Below are 17,607 nucleotides of genomic sequence, written 5' to 3'. Positions count from 1 at the left end.
CGTATGACGTACCGGGCTCAGGCCCCCGGCCAGAAGTCTTGTAGCTCCTCGGCGGCCGCGGCAGCTTGACGCAGCCCGGAGTCGTAGGACGGGACCAGTGCGGCCGCGCCGAACAGGTCGGGTCCGAAGGCGGCGATCGCGATCTCGTCCGGCGCGATCGTGATCTCGCGGGCCGCGCCGAGATCCCGATCGGCGCGGGTCCGGGGGTACAGGTGCGCGAGCGGTTCGAGGATCACCACCGCGTCGTAGCCGGCGGCGAGATCGGCATTGATGGTGGAGCGCACCCCGCCGTCGATGTAGTGGCGTCCGGCGATCTCGATCGGCGGAAAGACTCCCGGTACGGCGGTGCTGGCCCCCAGTGCCTCCACGAGGGTGGCGGCGTCGTTGCGGGTCCAGGCGGTGAGCGAGCCCGAACCGATATCGATGGAGGTGACCAGCAGATCGTGGTCGGGCCATTCGGCGAAATCCACCAGTGCGCCGATCCGCTTCAGGTGCTGGGCGGGGTCGCCGGTATCCGCGCCCAGTGCCAGTTCGCCCACGCGCTGCAGGACGAGGTCGCGGTCCTGGTCGACGGCGCGCAGCAGGGTGGTGATCTCGAGCAGTACGCCGTAGTCGTGCGCGGGCGCCGCGGTGGGCGGTTCGGCCGACTCGGGGCGTGGGGTGAGCAGGGTGGACAGGTCCGTACCGGCGGCGATGGCCGAGCCCACCACCGCACCGGCCGAGGTGCCGATGATGCGATCGGCACGCGCCAAATCTATTCCGGCCGACCGTAATCCATGGGTGAGGCCGGCCAGCCAGGTTATTCCGACGGGCCCACCGCCTCCCAGTACCAGGGCGATGGTGGTTTCTCGGTGCGATACGGCGTCGGGCATGGCAGCAGGTTAGCCAACAACCGGACCGCACGCTCGGGTTCGGCGGCTCGCGGCAATGCTGCACGCCCGGCCGCCTGGCGTGTGAAGCAGATCACGGTGTAACGCGGTGACCCGTCGGCTATAAAGAACTACGTACGATGTACGAAGTTAAACGACGCACTCGTGGAGGCCGCATGCACACAACCGGAACCGCCATTTCCCTCAATGTCGCCGACCCGGCCGCCTCGGCGGGATTCGTCTCGGCGCATTTCGGATTCACCGAGCAGATGTCGGCCGATGGATTCGTCTCGCTGACCCATCCCGATGCCGGTATCAACCTCATCTACCTGCGCACCGGACTGTCCACGTTCAAACCCGCCCGTATCGCCGGGGCGGCGGGCGATGGATTGCTCGTGGTGTTCGTGGTGGCCGATATCGATACCGAATACGCGCGTCTCCAGGCCGCGGGCGCACCGATCGTCACGCCGATCGAGACCGAAGAATGGGGTGAGCGCTATTTCCAGACAACGGATCCGAACGGGATCGTCTACCAGTTGGTGCAGTGGGTCGACTGATCGCCGACCGGCCGGATAACCCGGAACATCGGCCACTGATTGGTGATTCACCCGAGCCGTAGCGCATATGAGTGGTACGAAAGGGACTGGTGGGTGAAGATCGACAGCGGGGGTCAGTGGTGGCACCGGGAGCAACGGCACGCAGCAGAGGTGGAACACGATGCTGGTGAAGGTCGACGATCGGGCGGAACTTTCCGCCGCCGAGCGGGAATTCGTGGAATGCCTGCGGCAATTGCCGTCGACCGGGCTGGCGATCGTCGACCTGAGAGTGGGGACCCAGCGCGGCACCCGCCAGATCGGTGCGGTGGTCTGGACTCCGCAGGGGATACTCGTGGTGGAGGTGATCGGTTTCCGCAGCAAACAGAGCGGAATGCTGACCGTATCCACCGAACGTCCCTGGCGGGTCGGTGATACCGCCGCCGATCTGGATCTGGAACTCGGGGCCGATCCGGTGCGCCGCGTGGAGAGCGCCCTGCGGGAGGTGCAGTTCACCTTCGAACGTGCCTCCTACGACCCCGGTCATCTGTGCGGTGCGGTGGCGCTGATCCCGTACCGGGGGGCGGTGTTACGTCCGGCGCGCGAGACGCTGCGGCCGGGTCTCGATGTGGTGGTGGGCAATACCGCCGAGTCCACCGAGTTGCGGATCTTCCTGGAGAATTTCGCTCCCGGTCCGCCGCGCTGGACGCTCGGCCGGGTCTGCGCGGCGACCCGGGCGCTCACCGGCTGGGCGCCCGACCGCGGTGAACTGATCGCGGCCGGGTTCGAGGACAAATTGCCGGAGCCGCCGAAGAAACCCCGCACCTGGCCGCTGCGGCGCCCGGATTCGCGGCGGGCCCACGATCTGATCGGGTGGGGGGTCCTGGCGGTTGCGGTATTCGGCATGCTCATCGTGCTGGCCGCGATCGCCGGTTCTTTGATCGCCGATGGTCCCGCCGCCGAACCTGCGGCGCCCAGTACAGGTGCCGACCCGAGCAGTGTCGACCCGACCGTGCCGCCGCCGACCGGTCCGGCGGAGTGCTGGCCGCTGCAGACGGATTGCTGAGCAGGCCGAAAATGTCCGGTCCGGGGTGGCCGCCGGGTGGTAAGGCTACGGTTGCGTAGCCGTTGTGCGGTCCGGCAGGCTGCGGTTTGTACGATGTCCAAACGCCTGTAACCAAGCGGTCCGTCCGGCCGCCAGGGAATCGACCAGGAGGACGACCGGTGGGCCACTACCAGGCAAATCTGCGCGATATCGAATTCAACCTGTTCGAAGTATTCGAACTCGGCAAACTTCTCGATGCCGGCGCGTACGGCGATCTCGATACCGATACCGCCCGCGAGATACTGGCCGAAGTGAAACGGCTGGCCGAGGGGCCCGTCGCGGAATCGTTCGCCGCCGCAGATCGGGAGCCGGTGGAATTCCGGCCGGAAACCCATTCCATCGACGTCGGTGAACCGCTGACCCGGACGATCCTGGCGATCCGCGAGGCCGGCTGGAACCGGTTGGGTAAACCCGAGGAAATGGGTGGGATGCCCGCACCCGCCGCGTTGATCTGGGCGGTCAGCGAAATGATCACCTGCGCCAACCCCGCCGCGATCTTCTTCGATATGGGTGCCGCCATGGCCCAGGTGCTGTACGGGATCGGAAACGAACAGCAGAAGCATTGGGCGGCCGCCGGTTTCGAACGGCATTGGCAGGGCACGATGGTGCTCACCGAACCCGACGCGGGATCCGATGTCGGCGCGGGCCGGGCCAAGGCGATCGAACAGCCCGACGGCACCTGGCACATCGAGGGCGTGAAACGGTTCATCTCCGGCGCCGATGTGGGCGATACCGCGGAGAACGTCTTCCATCTCGTACTGGCCCGGCCCGAGGGCGCCGGACCCGGCACCAAGGGCCTGTCGCTGTTCTACGTACCGAAGTACCTATTCGATCCGCAGACTTTGGAACTGGGCGAACGTAACGGTGTGTACGTCACCAATGTCGAACACAAGATGGGCCTGAAATCGTCGCCGACCTGTGAGCTCACCTTCGGCGGTGAAAAGCCGGCCGTCGGCTGGCTGGTCGGCGATACCCACAACGGGATCGCCCAGATGTTCAAGGTGATCGAGAACGCGCGCATGATGGTGGGCGTCAAATCGAGCGGCACCCTCTCGACCGGATATCTGAACGCGCTGGAATACGCCAAACAGCGTGTCCAGGGCGCGGATCTCACCCAGATGTCGGATAAGGCCGCGCCGCGGGTCCCCATCACCCACCATCCGGATGTGCGGCGCAGCCTGGCCACTCAGAAGGCGTACGCAGAAGGTTTGCGTGCGGTGTATCTCTACACCGCCGTCCACCAGGATGCCGATGTCGCGGAACTGGTTTCGGGTGTCGACGCCGATACCGCGCACCGGGTGGACGATTTCCTGTTGCCGATCGTGAAGGGTGTGGGTTCCGAGCGGGCCTACCAGTACCTCACCGAATCGCTGCAGACCCTGGGCGGTTCCGGGTATCTGCAGGACTACCCGATCGAGCAGTACATCCGCGACGCCAAGATCGACTCGCTGTACGAGGGCACCACCGCCATCCAGGCGCAGGACTTCTTCTTCCGCAAGATCATCCGGGACAACGGGGTCGCGGCCGGGCAGATCTTCACCAAGATCAACGAATTCCTGGACGCGCCCGGCGGGCGGTTGACCGCCGAGCGCGACCTGTTGCGCACCGCGCTGGGCGATGTGCAGGGGATGGCCGCGGCGTTGAGCGGGTACGCGATGGCAGCCCAGACCGAGCCGGCGGAGCTGTACAAGGTGGGCCTGGGCTCGGTGCGCTTCCTGCTGGCGGTGGGCGATCTGCTGATCGGGTGGTTGCTGCTGTGGCAGGCGGAGGTGGCCGCGGGCGCGCTGGCCGCCGCCGCCGAGGACCGCGACCGGCCGTTCTATACAGGCAAGGTCGGGGTGGCGAGCTTCTTCGCGAAGAACGTCCTGCCCACGCTGAGCTCGACCAAAACGGTGATCGAGAACCTCGATACCGACATCATGGCGCTACCGGAGGACGCTTTCTGATCTCCGGTCGACAGGCACCGGGCGGCGGGTCGGCCGACAGGTAACTTATGTTCGCATAAGTAAGTACCTGTAGGAGGTGTGCCGATATGCCGACAACGACCCGCCCCGGAGTCTCCGGCCTGCTGCTGGTGGTTCTGGCGCTGCTGTCGGCTGCGGCGCCGTTCGCCACCGACATCTACCTGCCGGCCTTCACCGATCTGGCCGACGACCTGGACACCGGTGCCGCGAATGTCCAGCTCACGCTGACCACGTTCCTGATCGGCCTGGCCGTGGGACAGCTGTTCATCGGTCCGCTGTCGGACCGGTTCGGCCGCCGTAAGCCGCTGGTGCTGGCGACCGCGGTCACGGTGGTGGTGACCGTGGTGTGCGCGCTGGCGCCCAATATCTGGTTGCTGATCGCCATGCGGTTCGTCCAGGGGCTGTCGGCCGCATCGGGCCTGGTGATCGGTCGTGCGGTCGGTGCCGACCGGACCGAGGGCGCGGCCACCGCCAAATTGTTCACCCTGTTCTCGGCGATCGGTGGCATCGCGCCGGTGATCGCGCCGCTGATCGGCGGGGCCCTGGTGTCCTTCGGCTGGCAGGCCGAGTTCTGGGCCTTGAGCGTGATCTTCGCGCTGATGTTCCTGGGCGCCCTGCTGGTGGTTCCGGAATCGCTGCCACCGGAGAACCGGCACACCGCCGGATTCGCCGGGACGCTGCGGACCATCGGCAAGCTGACGGCCGACCGCGGCTACCTCGGCTATATCTTCACGTTCGCGTTCGGGTTCGCCGCGCTGATGTCCTATATCTCGGCTTCACCGTTCGTGGTGGAGAACGTACTCGGAATGTCGAACCGGGCGTACACGCTGATCTTCGCGATCAACGCGGCCGGAATGGTGACGGTCGGGATGGTGAGCTCCCGGCTGATCGGCAGGCTCGGGCCCGAGCCGATTCTGCGGACCGGGCAGGCCGTGACCCTGGTCGGCGGGCTCGCGCTGCTGGCACTGCTGGTCGCCGGTGCACCCGCCGCGGTGGTACTGCCGGTGCTCTTCCTGACCGTTGTCTCCGCCCCGATGGTCATGGGTACCGCCAGTGCGCTGGCGATCGGCCGCGCCCGCCACGCCGCCGGTAGCGCCTCGGCTCTGATGGGTGCGCTGCAGTTCGGTCTCGGCGCGCTGGTCTCGCCGATCGTCGGCCTGGCCGGGCCCGGCACCGGCATCCCGATGGCGGTGTGCATCCTGGTCGCCGTCGTACTCGGTATGGTCGCCCGGCTGATGGCGCGTACCGCCGGCCCGGTTCCCGAACCCGAACGTCACCTCGCCGACGCATGAACCGCGCTTCCGGTTCCCGGCGGGGATACCATCACGGCCCGGCCACGGCCGGTGAGGCACCAGCCGATATCCGAACACTTCGGCAACGGCACCGTACCGGTTTCCGGTGCTTCGCCATCCGGCGTGCACAATGCCTGATGTGACAGTTGAGCTGCTGATCCTGCTTGTCGTCATTGTCACCGCGCTGGCTTTCGACTTCACCAACGGATTCCACGACACCGCCAATGCGATGGCGACATCCATTGCCACCGGGGCGCTGCGCCCCAAAATCGCCGTGGCCTTGTCCGCGGTCCTCAACCTCGTCGGTGCCTTCCTGTCGGTGGCGGTGGCGGCGACGGTGGCCGAGGGGATCGTCCGGCTCGACGCGGTTTCCGGGCACGATCTGCTCATCATCGTGTACGCCGGTTTGGTGGGCGGCATCCTGTGGAACCTGCTCACCTGGTTGTTCGGCCTGCCGTCCAGTTCGTCGCACGCGTTGTTCGGCGGTTTGATCGGCGCGACCCTGGCATCACTGGGCTGGAGCGGGGTGGTCTGGGCCGGTGAGGACGGCGGTGTGCTCTACAAGATCATCCTGCCCGCCCTGCTCTCACCGGTGATCGCGGGAATGGTGTCGGCCCTCAGCACCTGGTCGGTGTACCGGATCACCCGCGGCGCGGACCCCGGCAAGGTGACCACCGGTTTCCGCTGGGGACAGATCGGCTCGGCGTCACTGGTATCGCTGGCCCACGGCACCAACGACGCGCAGAAAACCATGGGCGTGATCTTCCTGGCGCTGGTCGCGCACGGTACGGTCACCGCCGATACCGAGATCCCGATCTGGGTGATAGCCGCCTGCGCGTTCGCCATCGCCGCCGGCACTTACCTCGGCGGCTGGCGCATCATCCGCACCCTGGGCAAAGGCCTGGTGGAGATCGAATCCCCGCAGGGATTCTCGGCCGAATCGGCCTCGGCGGCGATCATCCTGACCTCCGCGAATTTCGGGCTGCCGCTGTCCACCACCCAGACGACCACCGGCGCGATCCTGGGCACCGGGCTGGGGCGCGGCGCCGAGGTGCGCTGGGGCGTGATGGGCCGGATGGCGGTGGCCTGGCTGCTCACCCTGCCGGCCGCCGGGATCGTGGGCGCGATCTGCTGGGCACTGGCGCATTACATCGGCGGGCTCGCCGGGGTACTGATCGTATTCGCGCTGCTGGCGGGCCTGGCGAGCCTGATGTACCGGCGTTCGCTGCGGGACCGGGTCTCCAGCCACAATGTCAACGATCCGGCACCGCCCTCGACGCCCTCGCCCGGCGCGGCACCGGTGGCGTCCGAATCGCGGGCCGAGTTCCGGACCCCTGCCGGTGAGGAGGCATGAGATGTCCAATCTGCTGACCCAACTGCGGGCACTGCTCGACGTCACGGTGGCAGCGCTGGTCCTGGGTGCCGCCGTACCCATGCTGTTCGCCCTGGGGGTGCGCTGGTGGTCGGGCGCCGAGGTGACCGGCCCCGACGGGACCGTCCGGCGTAACCCGGCCGCTTCGGCCGGTGCATGTCTCTGCCTGCTGATCGTGCTGACAGTGGTGATCGCCGGGGTGCTGTTCGTCGCCAAGGGCTTCCTCGCCGACCGGCTCGGTATCCACCTGTTCGGGGAGTCCTGATGGCCACCGGCGAGGCGCAGCCGCCGCGGCCGGGCCTGCTGTCGCGGATCGTGGGCTGGTTGCGGGCCGGATACCCGCAGGGTGTGCCGCAGAACGACTATGTCGCGCTGTTCGCGGTACTGCATCGCAACCTCACCGAATACGAGGTGTTGCTGGTGGCCGAGGAGGTACTGCGCGACCGGGTGGAGCGGCAGGAGATCACGCACGCCGATATCGAGGCGGCTGTGCAGCGGGTGGCCAAGGAACAGGCCGGTGACGAGGATATCGCGCGGGTGGCTTCGCATCTGGCCGCCGGCGGATGGCCGCTGGCCGCACCGGCGCCGGGGGATGAGCCGCAATGATGCCCCGGATGCTGCACGCCGTGATCGATTGGTTGCGGCGCGGGTATCCGGACGGGGTGCCGGAGGCGGATTACATTCCGCTGGTCGCGCTGCTGCGGCGGCGGCTCACCGACGAGGAGGTCGAGCAGATCGCGGCCGAGGTGTTGAATTCTCCCGCGCACCGGATGGACCGTATCGATATCCGCGTGATGATCACCAAGGTCACCGATGAGATGCCGTCCGATACCGATGTGCAGCGCGTGCTGTCCCGCCTGGATCCGCCGGGCTGGCCGGAATGAGCCCGGCGCCCCGCTCGCGAAGTTGCTAACCCTGCTATCGCAGCTTGCGAACATCTTCTAAACTGGACATATGGCCAAGACCTATGTCGGCGCCCGGCTCCGGCAACTGCGCACCGAACGCGGGCTGAGCCAGGTGGCGCTGGCCCAGCAGCTGGAGATATCGGCGAGCTATCTGAACCAGATCGAGCACGATGTCCGTCCGCTCACCGTGCCGGTACTGCTGCGCATCAGCGAGGTGTTCGGTGTCGAGGCAACCTTCTTCTCCCCGCAGGACGACACCCGGCTCATCGCCGAACTGCAGGAAGTCGTGATGGACCAGGAACTGGGTATCGAAGCCGATGCCCGGGAAATCGCGGAAATGGTCTCCGCCCATCCGAGCATGGCCCGCGCGCTGGTGAATATGCACAACCGCTACCGCAACACCAGCGCCCAGCTCGCCGCGGCCACCGAGGACCGGTTCGCCGACGGTTCGGGCAGCGCCACGATCAGCAAACCGCACGAGGAAGTACGCGACTACTTCTACCAGCGGCAGAACTATATTCATGAGCTCGATACCGCCGCCGAGGAACTGGCCAACCGGATTCGCTTCCACGGTGGGGATGCGCACAGCGAGATCCCCAAGGTGCTGCGCAGCCACGGCGTGCGGATCATGGAACGGATCGACCTCGGCGAGGGGGTACTGCACCGATACGACACGGAGAACCAGGTGCTCGAAATCGCCCCGCATCTCTCGGGCGGGCAGCGCCTGTTCAAACTCGCCGCCGAACTGTCCTACTTCGAATGCGGCCCCTTACTGGACAAACTCGTGGACGAGGGAAATTTCTCCGGCCCGGACGCCCGCCGGCTGGCACTACTGGGCCTGGCGAACTACTTCGCGGCCGCGACCGTACTGCCCTACACCTACTTCCACGAGGTCGCCGAGGACTTCCGCTACGACATCGAACGGCTCTCGGCGTTCTTCACCCAGAGCTACGAGACGATCTGCCACCGGCTTTCCACCCTGCAGCGACCGGAACTACGCGGTGTGCCGTTCTCGTTCGTACGGGTGGACCGCGCCGGCAATATGTCGAAACGGCAGTCCGCCACCGGATTCCACTTCTCCTCCAGCGGCGGCACCTGCCCCCTGTGGAATGTGTACGAGGCCTTCACCTTTCCCGGCAAGATCATGACACAGATCGCGCAGATGCCCGACGGCCGCAAATACCTGTGGGTGGCCCGCACCGTCGAACGCCGCGCCACCCGCTATGGGCAGCCGAGTAAAACCTTTGCCATCGGCCTGGGCTGCGAAATCCGCCACGCCGCGCGCGTGGTGTACGCGGACGGAATCGATACACGCGAGGTCAATGCCACTCCGATCGGGGCGGGCTGCCGGGTATGCGACCGCGCCAACTGCCCGCAACGCGCCTTCCCGCCGCTGGGCAAAACCCTCGATATCAGCGAACACCGCAGCTCGGTATCACCCTATGTGCTGAAATAACCCGCCGACGGGCCGTACCGAGTCGCCTGCCGGCGGATGTTCAGGTCCGGGGCGATTCAGAACTCGGCGTTTCCAATTCGGAAACGACGACGGTGGGGGTGAGGTGACCGCGTAGGCGGCGGTCGATTTCGCCGGCCACCGGTATGACCACGGAGGCCGCCGAAGTGGCGACCGCGTCCACCAGGATCGCCGGCCATTCGGGCGGGTTCGCGTTCGCCAGGGCGGCGATCACCGCCGCCGCTACGGTATCGCCTGCGCCCGTAGGATTTCCGGTGAGCGGTTCGGTCAGGTGGGCATCCCAGGCGCCGTCGGCGGTCACCGCGACCATGCCCAGCGGGCCGCGCGTGATGATCACCGCCCCCGCTCCGCGATCCACCAGCGGCCGGGCCGTGGCGACCAGCGCGGCCGTCGTCTCGGCACCCGATTTCGTCAGTTCCTCGAACTCCGCGAGCCCCGGCAGCAGCACCACACCGGGCACCCGCGATGCCATCCGCAGCGCGGGCCCGTCCAGGTCGCATACCGTGGGAACCCGGGCCTCCAGCGCCTCCTGGGCGATCCGGGCGGGCAGGCCCGGATCGATACCTTCGGGTAGCGATCCGGCGATCACCAGCCCCGAGATATGCGGCAGCATGCCCGAAACCCGCACCTCGAGCTGTTCGGAAGCATGCGGGTTGGCGACCCGGGCGCCCGGTTCACGCAGCGCGGTCGCGGTGCCGGTATCGGATTCGCTGATCACAACGGTGCGCCGCACCCATGGCAGGGCGTGCACGAAATCCACCGGCATCTCGGCTTCGGCCGCGGCAGCGAACGCATGATCCGCGAAACCGGTGGCGCGGGCGTAATGGCCCAGCTGATTCAGCACCCGCGTCACGTTGATGCCCTTGCCGCCGAGACGCTGCTCCACCGACCGGACCCGATGCGTCCGGCCGCAGGTGAAATTCTCGACCCGGTAGGTCACATCGTATGCGGGATTCATTGTCACGGTGAGGATCACGAGAACCACTGTCCACGAGAGTCGGCGCGCCGCAAATCCGGGCGGACGGCGGGCGCGGATGAGGTCGGTGGCCGGGCGCCGCGGCTCCGGCACGAGTACGGAATCAGATCGCCGCCTCCGCGGGGAATGCGACGGTGATGCGGCCCAGCCGGCCGTTGCGGGCTGCCACCATCTCCGCGGCCACCGCTAGTGCGGTCTCGGTGGCGGTGGCGGCGCCGATATCCATACCGGCCGGTGTGTGCAAGCGCGCCAGCATCGCTTCGTCGAAGCCGCTGGCACGTAGCTCGTCGAGGCGGCGAGCGCAGGTGAGCGCCGATCCTGTCACCCCGATATAGCCGATCTCCGGTAGGCGCAGCGCCACCGTGAGCAGTGGGATCTCGAACTGCGGATCGTGGGTGGCCAGCACTATTCCGGTCGAAGCGTCCACTTCCCCCTCCGCGACGAGCACGTTCAGATACCGGTGCGGCCAATCGCAGACCACCTCCGCGCCCGGGAAGGATTCCGGTACGGCGAATGCGGGACGGGGGTCGCAGATGGCCACCCGGTAGCCCAGTAGCTGGGCCTGCGAGGCGAGTGCTGCGGTGGTCGTATTGGCGCCGAAGATCACCAGTAGCGGCGGCGGGGCGAACGACGCGACGAAGATATCGGACTGCGGTAGCGATACCAGCTCGGTCGCGTGTCGTTTATCGGTGATCAGATGCTGCCCGATCATTCCGGGCTCCGGATTCCAGACCACGGTGAAAACCGTTATCCGCCGATGTTCGGCTATTTCGGTGGCCACGGCCGGAAATTCCGGGAAATGGCCGCGCGAGAACGGTTCGGTGAACACATCGATGATCCCGCCGTCGCCCGCCGATTCGGCGCCGGGCACGGTGAGCCGGTGTAAAGCGCGCTGACCGGTTCGGGCCGATTGAACCGTGGCCTCGTACACGGTGTCCTCGATACCGGTGGACGCCATGGATCCGTAGATCATTCCGTCCGGGTCCACCAGCATCGCCGTTCCCACCGGAATATCCACGTACCCGCCCGTGCGCACGATGGTGGCCAGCCCGCCGGTCCGGCCCGAATGCCACACCTGCAGCAGGTCGTCGACGATGTCGCGCATCAACAGCTCCGATCCCACCGTGCTGCGGAGGGCAGGCGCTCACCATCGGCACCTGTCACCGATGACCGCGCACGTGACGGACACCCTAGCGTTGTTCGGTAAGAATTTGGCACGGCTACGAAAATCTCGTCCGGCGGGCATATGAATGGGCGGCAAAAATTTACGCGCCTACTCCGCCGGAACTGACGGCGAGCGACCTCAGTTATGAACGTCCTCACAGCGGATGTCGGGGCCGGTCGGGGTGGGGCCGGATCGATGCTTCGGCTAACAGTACGGGCGTTACGCTGAAATCCCATGTCAGCGCTACTGGTCAGTAGATTTCCCGGGGGCAATGTGCTGGCTACTTTTGCAGACTTAACAATCTTGTGGCTGATCCTAGCTCAGATTCACAGAAGCAACAGGTAGACGACGTTTTGATCGTGTGCCATGGTGTGCAAGTACCCCCGCTGGGCATTGCAAGCCTGCAAATCGTCGATCCAGCAGTGCGGTGCGGAAACGCATCGTCGACGCGGCCCGACGGACCGACCGACCAAGGAAGTGGAGTCGAAGATGTCGACCACCGGCACCCCGAAGACCCCTGAGGAAATCCAGAAGGATTGGGACACCAACCCCCGCTGGAAGGGCGTCACCCGCAACTACACCGCCGAGCAGGTGTCGAAGCTGCAGGGCACCGTCGTCGAAGAGCACACCCTCGCGCGGCGTGGCTCCGAGATCCTCTGGGACCTGGTGAACAACGAGGACTACATCAACTCCCTGGGCGCCCTCACCGGTAACCAGGCGGTGCAGCAGGTCCGCGCCGGTCTCAAGGCCATCTACCTGTCGGGCTGGCAGGTCGCCGGTGACGCGAACCTCTCCGGGCACACCTACCCGGACCAGAGCCTCTACCCGGCCAACTCCGTGCCCAACGTGGTCCGCCGCATCAACAATGCGCTGCTGCGCGCCGACGAGATCGCCGCGGTCGAAGGCGACACCTCCGTCGCGAACTGGCTGGCCCCGATCGTCGCCGACGCCGAAGCCGGCTTCGGTGGCGCGCTCAACGCCTACGAACTGCAGAAGGCCATGATCGCCGCCGGCGCCGCCGGTGTGCACTGGGAAGACCAGCTGGCCTCGGAGAAGAAGTGCGGCCACCTCGGTGGCAAGGTGCTGATCCCCACCCAGCAGCACATCCGCACCCTGACCTCCGCGCGGCTGGCCGCCGACGTCGCCCAGGTGCCCTCGGTGATCATCGCCCGCACCGACGCCGAGGCCGCCACCCTGATCACCTCGGATGTCGACGAGCGTGACCGCGAGTTCCTCGACGGCACCCGCACCGCCGAAGGCTTCTTCGGCGTGAAGAACGGCATCGAGCCCTGCATCGCCCGTGCCAAGGCCTACGCCCCCTACGCCGACCTCATCTGGATGGAAACCGGCGTGCCGGACCTCGAGGTCGCGCGGAAGTTCGCCGAGTCCGTCCGCAGCGAGTTCCCGGACCAGTTGCTGGCCTACAACTGCTCGCCGTCCTTCAACTGGAAGGCGCACCTGGACGATTCCACCATCGCGAAGTTCCAGCGTGAGCTGGGCGCCATGGGCTTCAAGTTCCAGTTCATCACCCTGGCCGGCTTCCACTCGCTCAACTACGGCATGTTCGACCTGGCCTACGGCTACGCCCGCGAGGGTATGACCGCCTTCGTCGACCTGCAGGAGCGCGAGTTCAAGGCCGCCGCCGAGCGTGGCTTCACCGCCATCAAGCACCAGCGTGAGGTCGGTGCCGGCTACTTCGACACCATCGCCACCACCGTCGACCCCAACACCTCCACCGCGGCGCTGAAGGGTTCGACCGAAGAGGGCCAGTTCCACTGAGCCATCGGCCGCGGGGTTGTGGATTTCGCTCGCGAGAGCCACAACCCCACCGGCCCGGTTCCGGGTTCGCCCGGGCCGGACGTGGTATCCGTGACGGATACCGGCAACCACTACCTCGGTAGGGGTGTACCCGCCGCCCCCTCGCAACAGCCCGGCGAGGGGGCTTCGGTGCCTCTACGGTGGATCAGGAAACACAACACAGGACTCACCCCGAACAAACCCGGCACACCCTCTTGTCACCGACGCACTCCGCCAGCATCCATTCCGTACGACCAACCTCAATGGTTCGGGCCCGTCTCGTTCTGGAGCGACGGAGCGGGGGAGCGAAGCGGAGGAGCGGAGGAGTGAAGAACGAGACCAAGGGGGCCCGAACCCGCGACGCCGGAGGCGGCGCAAATAGGCACAGGGCCCCGAACCCCGCGCCGCCGAAGGCGGCGCCAAAGATACAGGAGCGGGATTGTGAGCGAGAAGATTCAGCGCGTCGGTGTCATCGGCGCCGGACAGATGGGCGCCGGCATTGCGGAGGTGTGCGCCCGCGCGCATGTCGATGTGCTGGTGTACGAGCAGACCCGTGAGCTCGCCGCCGCCGGCCGTTCGCGCATCCTGCGGTCGCTCGACCGCGGCGTGAGCAGCGGCAAGATCACCGAACGTGAGCGTGAGCAGACGGCCTGGCGGCTGCGGTTCACCTCCGACCTGGGTGATTTCGCCGACCGCCAGCTGGTGGTGGAAGCAGTTCTGGAAGACGAGAAAGTCAAGACCTCGATCTTCGCCGAACTGGACAAGGTGGTCACCGACCCGAATGCGGTGCTCGCCTCCAACACCTCCTCCATTCCGATCATGAAGATCGCCGTCGCGACCAACACTCCCGAGCGGGTCGTCGGTATGCACTTCTTCAACCCGGTACCCGTGCTCCCGCTGGTCGAGCTGGTGACCACCCTGAAAACCAGCGCCGCCGTCTCCGAGCGCGCCGAGAAATTCGCCGCCGAAATCCTCGGCAAAGAGGTCGTGCGTTCCTCCGACCGTTCCGGTTTCGTGGTCAACGCCCTGCTGGTGCCCTACCTGCTGTCCGCCATCCGGATGGTCGAGTCCGGGTTCGCCACCAAGGAAGACGTCGACAAGGCGATGGTCCTCGGTTGCGCCCATCCGATGGGTCCGCTGGCGCTCACCGACCTCGTCGGACTCGATACGGTCAAATCCATCGCCGATTCGATGTACGGGGAATTCAAGGAACCGCTCTACTCGGCTCCGCCGCTGCTGATGCGCATGGTGGAGGCCGGCCTGCTCGGCAAAAAGACAGGCGCCGGCTTCTACCAGTACTGAAATATTGGCGCCGCTGTGTTTATTTGCGGCGCCTTCGGCGCCGCGGGTTTCGGCCCCCCTTGGTCCCTGCTGTCAGCACTCGACACTCGCGGCTGCGCCGCATCGCATCGAGCACTGACAGCAGGGACGGGCCGAAACCTTTCAGGGCCTCGTAAGACTCGGCGCCGTCGTGGTTGCGTTGGGTTCGGTGTTGGCGAGGGGATCGTTCGGCGTTTGGTTCTCGGGTCGGTGGAGTCCGGGGCACGTTTGAACGGCGAACTCGATAGGTGTGGCGGTCGGGGGTTATGTGGGTGGTTCGGGGTAGGCAGTTCATGGTGCCGGAAACGGCAGCTTCGATTCGGGGTAGGGCAGGGGCAAGGTCGTACCGTCGGTGGTAATGGCCCCAAATGACACGGAGGTCGGCAATGGTCAACGTCAGCGAGGGGTACGGGTCGAGTGTGCTCGGATACCCCCGGATCGGTCCGCATCGTGAGTTGAAACGAGCGCTCGAGGCGTACTGGCGGAAGGCGATCACTCAACAGGAGTTGCGTGCGGTCGCGCGCGATATCCAAGAGCAGCAGTTCCACGAACTGGCGGCCACCGGGCTCACCCAGGTTCCCGGTAACACCTTTTCCTTCTACGATCATGTGCTCGACAACGCGCTGCTGTTCGGTGCGGTACCTTCCCGGTTCGCCGAATACCGCAACGATATGGACCCGCTGGATTTCTATTTCCTGATGGCGCGGGGCCGCCCGGATCTGCCGCCGCTGGAACTGGTGCGTTTCTTCGGTACGAATTATCACTACCGCCAGCCCGAACTCGATGCCGATACCGAATTCTCGCTGCATCCCGAGGCATTGCTCGACGAATGGGATCGGGCGATGGCGGCCGATATCGAGCTGCGCCCGGTGGTGCTGGGGCCGGTATCGCTGCTGCTGCTGTCCAAGGCCGGTAGTGTGCCCGGCGAATCCGCGGGTTTCGACACCATCGAACTGCTGGACAAACTGCTGCCGGTGTACGAGGAACTCTTCGCGATCCTGGCGCAGCGCGGTTCCACGTGCATTCAACTCGACGAACCGTGTTTCACCGCCGAGCGTTCGCCGGCCGAACTCGCCGCGTTCGAACGCGCCTACGAACGGCTGTCGAAGGCCCCGTTGCGGCCGCGGATCCTGGTCACCGGACAGTACGGTGATTTCGGTGAGGCGCTGACCATTCTCGCCGCCTCCGGAGTGGAGGCGATCGGCCTCGATCTGGCCTCCTACCGGATCCGTCCCGAGGTGCTGGCCGCCATCCCCGGTATCCGGCGGAAACGGCTGTACGCGGGCGTGATCAGCGGGACGAATGTGTGGCGGGCCGACCGCTACGTCACCCTGGAATACCTCAACGAGCTCGCCGAGGTGTGCCCGGACCTGGTGGTCTCCACCGGGACGACGCTGCTGCACGTGCCCTACGACGTGCTCGCCGAATACGATATCGCCGGGAATGTGGCCGACCGGCTCGCTTTCGCGAAGCAGAAGGTCGGCGAGGTCGTTTCGCTGGCGAAAGCGCTCACCGAGGGTCCGTCCGACAAATGGCGTAAACGCCCCGGCGAAGTGCATTTCAAACAGAAGCATGCGGTGCGTCAGCGGGTGTATGCGATCACTCCGCAGATGCGCGAACGCGAACCCTATTCGGTGCGCCGGGCCGCGCAGCAGGAGAAGCTGCAATTACCGCCGGTGCCCGCCACCACCTTGGGTTCGTACCCGCAGAGCGCTGAAGCTCGACAGGCTCGCCACCAGCTGGGCGAGGGGCGGATCTCCTACGACGAATACCGCAAGAAAATCGAATCGGAGATCGCCGCGACCATCGCGCTGCAAGAAGATATCGGCCTCGATGTGCTCGTTCACGGCGAGCACGAACGCAACGATATGATCCAGTACTTCGCCGAACTGCTGGACGGTTTCGCGACCACGCATTTCGGCTGGGTGCAGGTGTACGGTTCGCGCTGCGTGCGGCCGCCGATCATCTACGGCGATGTGTCCCGGCCGGCCCCGATGTCGGTGGAGTGGACCACCTATGCTCAATCGCTCACCGAAAAACCGGTCAAGGGTATGGTCACCGGCCCGGTCACCATGGTGGCGCGTTCCTTCGTCAGGCAGGACCAGCCGCTCTACGAGACCGCCGACCAGGTGGCGCTCGCCATCCGCGATGAGGTGGTGGATCTGGAACGCGCCGGTATCGGCATCATCCAGGTCGACGAGCCCGCCCTGCGCGAACTGTGGCCGGCCCGGCCCGAGGGCCGCACCGAATATCTGCGCTGGGCGATCGGGGCGTTCCGGCTGGCGACCTCGGGGGTGCGGCCGGACACCCAGATCCACACTCATATCCCGTACTCGGGCCGCACCGAGATCGTGGAGGCCATCGACCAGCTCGACGCCGATGTCACCGCGATTGTCGCCACACGGTCCATCGAATGGGTGCTCAAGGCGCTGGAGGAGGACTACGCCTCCGGGCACGGTCTCAGCCACGGCGTCGGCCCGGGTGTGTACGAGAGCCGCTCGGCCCGGATCCCCGATATCGACGAACTGGACGAACTGCTCACCGCCGCGGCAGCCGCCGTCGGCCCCGAGCGTCTGTGGGCGAACCCGGACGGTGGCCTGAAAACCCGCCACCATTGGCAGCTCGATCCGGCCCTGCGCAATATGGTCGCCGCCGCCCGTCGCGTCCGGCGCCGGTTACGGGAAACCGGGCAGTAGCAAGCTGCCCGCCGCCGCATGGGGGTCGTATTGCGACGGGCAATGGTTGCGGCGTGCGCAGGCCTGTGAGCCCTTCAGATAACAGCCACGGAGGGGCCCACCCGAAACCCAACGCAACCAACGGTGGTACCACGCCAAG

General features: G+C 66.3%; 15 protein-coding genes. 12 read left to right on the top strand and 3 right to left on the bottom strand.

The window, feature by feature from the left end; genetic code table 11:
• Window positions 1-17 precede the first annotated feature (17 nt).
• Window positions 18-872 carry a patatin-like phospholipase family protein gene (locus tag ON22_RS24175; protein WP_051158022.1) on the bottom strand — a complete coding sequence of 285 codons (855 nt, stop codon included), beginning with the start codon at window positions 870-872 and terminating at the stop codon, window positions 18-20.
• A 173-nt stretch (window positions 873-1,045) separates the two neighbouring features.
• Between ON22_RS24175 and ON22_RS24170 the strand changes: the two genes are divergently transcribed.
• The 9 genes from ON22_RS24170 (at window position 1,046) to ramB (ending at window position 9,496) form a co-directional block, all read left to right on the top strand.
• Window positions 1,046-1,426: a VOC family protein gene (locus tag ON22_RS24170; protein ID WP_033246341.1), complete on the top strand. Its 381-nt coding sequence runs from the start codon at window positions 1,046-1,048 to the stop codon at window positions 1,424-1,426.
• 160 nt (window positions 1,427-1,586) lie between these two features.
• The gene (locus tag ON22_RS24165) at window positions 1,587-2,468 is read left to right on the top strand and encodes a nuclease-related domain-containing protein (RefSeq protein WP_051158021.1); all 882 of its coding nucleotides are present in this window, start codon (window positions 1,587-1,589) and stop codon (window positions 2,466-2,468) included.
• A 158-nt stretch (window positions 2,469-2,626) separates the two neighbouring features.
• On the top strand, window positions 2,627-4,453 hold the full coding sequence (locus tag ON22_RS24160; protein WP_043740579.1) for an acyl-CoA dehydrogenase: 1,827 nt from the start codon (window positions 2,627-2,629) through the stop codon (window positions 4,451-4,453).
• Window positions 4,454-4,539: 86 nt separating this feature from the next.
• Window positions 4,540-5,763 carry a multidrug effflux MFS transporter gene (locus tag ON22_RS24155; protein WP_231508722.1) on the top strand — a complete coding sequence of 408 codons (1,224 nt, stop codon included), beginning with the start codon at window positions 4,540-4,542 and terminating at the stop codon, window positions 5,761-5,763.
• A gap of 139 nt (window positions 5,764-5,902) precedes the next feature.
• Window positions 5,903-7,117: an inorganic phosphate transporter gene (locus tag ON22_RS24150; RefSeq protein WP_033246339.1), complete on the top strand. Its 1,215-nt coding sequence runs from the start codon at window positions 5,903-5,905 to the stop codon at window positions 7,115-7,117.
• A gap of 1 nt (window position 7,118) precedes the next feature.
• Window positions 7,119-7,400 carry a hypothetical protein gene (locus ON22_RS24145; RefSeq protein WP_033246338.1) on the top strand — a complete coding sequence of 94 codons (282 nt, stop codon included), beginning with the start codon at window positions 7,119-7,121 and terminating at the stop codon, window positions 7,398-7,400.
• Complete coding sequence (locus tag ON22_RS24140) at window positions 7,400-7,741, top strand: DUF3349 domain-containing protein (RefSeq protein ID WP_051158020.1); 342 nt, start codon at window positions 7,400-7,402, stop codon at window positions 7,739-7,741. Before ON22_RS24145 ends, ON22_RS24140 begins: the two co-directional genes overlap by 1 nt.
• Window positions 7,738-8,019, top strand: a complete 282-nt coding sequence (locus ON22_RS24135) for a DUF3349 domain-containing protein (protein ID WP_306306618.1) — start codon at window positions 7,738-7,740, stop codon at window positions 8,017-8,019. Before ON22_RS24140 ends, ON22_RS24135 begins: the two co-directional genes overlap by 4 nt.
• Window positions 8,020-8,089: 70 nt before the next feature.
• A complete protein-coding gene (gene ramB / locus ON22_RS24130; RefSeq protein WP_033246337.1) occupies window positions 8,090-9,496 on the top strand; it encodes an acetate metabolism transcriptional regulator RamB in 1,407 nt (468 codons plus the stop codon).
• Window positions 9,497-9,536: 40 nt separating this feature from the next.
• Here the strand turns inward: ramB and ON22_RS24125 are convergent, their stop codons facing one another.
• Window positions 9,537-10,499 carry a hexose kinase gene (locus tag ON22_RS24125; protein WP_231508720.1) on the bottom strand — a complete coding sequence of 321 codons (963 nt, stop codon included), beginning with the start codon at window positions 10,497-10,499 and terminating at the stop codon, window positions 9,537-9,539.
• Window positions 10,500-10,593: 94 nt separating this feature from the next.
• Window positions 10,594-11,595 (bottom strand): XdhC family protein, encoded by a 1,002-nt coding sequence (locus tag ON22_RS24120; RefSeq protein ID WP_033246635.1) that lies wholly within the window; start codon window positions 11,593-11,595, stop codon window positions 10,594-10,596.
• A 549-nt stretch (window positions 11,596-12,144) separates the two neighbouring features.
• Between ON22_RS24120 and aceA the strand changes: the two genes are divergently transcribed.
• The 3 genes from aceA to metE all read left to right on the top strand — a co-directional run bounded on the left by aceA (window position 12,145) and on the right by metE (window position 17,468).
• Window positions 12,145-13,434 (top strand): isocitrate lyase, encoded by a 1,290-nt coding sequence (aceA, locus tag ON22_RS24115; RefSeq protein ID WP_033246336.1) that lies wholly within the window; start codon window positions 12,145-12,147, stop codon window positions 13,432-13,434.
• Between the two features lie 456 nt (window positions 13,435-13,890).
• Window positions 13,891-14,754 carry a 3-hydroxybutyryl-CoA dehydrogenase gene (locus tag ON22_RS24110; protein ID WP_043740575.1) on the top strand — a complete coding sequence of 288 codons (864 nt, stop codon included), beginning with the start codon at window positions 13,891-13,893 and terminating at the stop codon, window positions 14,752-14,754.
• A 404-nt stretch (window positions 14,755-15,158) separates the two neighbouring features.
• On the top strand, window positions 15,159-17,468 hold the full coding sequence (metE, locus tag ON22_RS24105; RefSeq protein WP_033246335.1) for a 5-methyltetrahydropteroyltriglutamate--homocysteine S-methyltransferase: 2,310 nt from the start codon (window positions 15,159-15,161) through the stop codon (window positions 17,466-17,468).
• Window positions 17,469-17,607 lie beyond the last annotated feature (139 nt).

Source organism: Nocardia carnea NBRC 14403, assembly GCF_000308515.1.
Taxonomy (GTDB): Bacteria; Actinomycetota; Actinomycetes; order Mycobacteriales; family Mycobacteriaceae; genus Nocardia; species Nocardia carnea.
The sequence above is the reverse complement of the archived record's forward strand: the minus strand, read 5'-3'. Positions and strand labels throughout refer to the sequence as shown.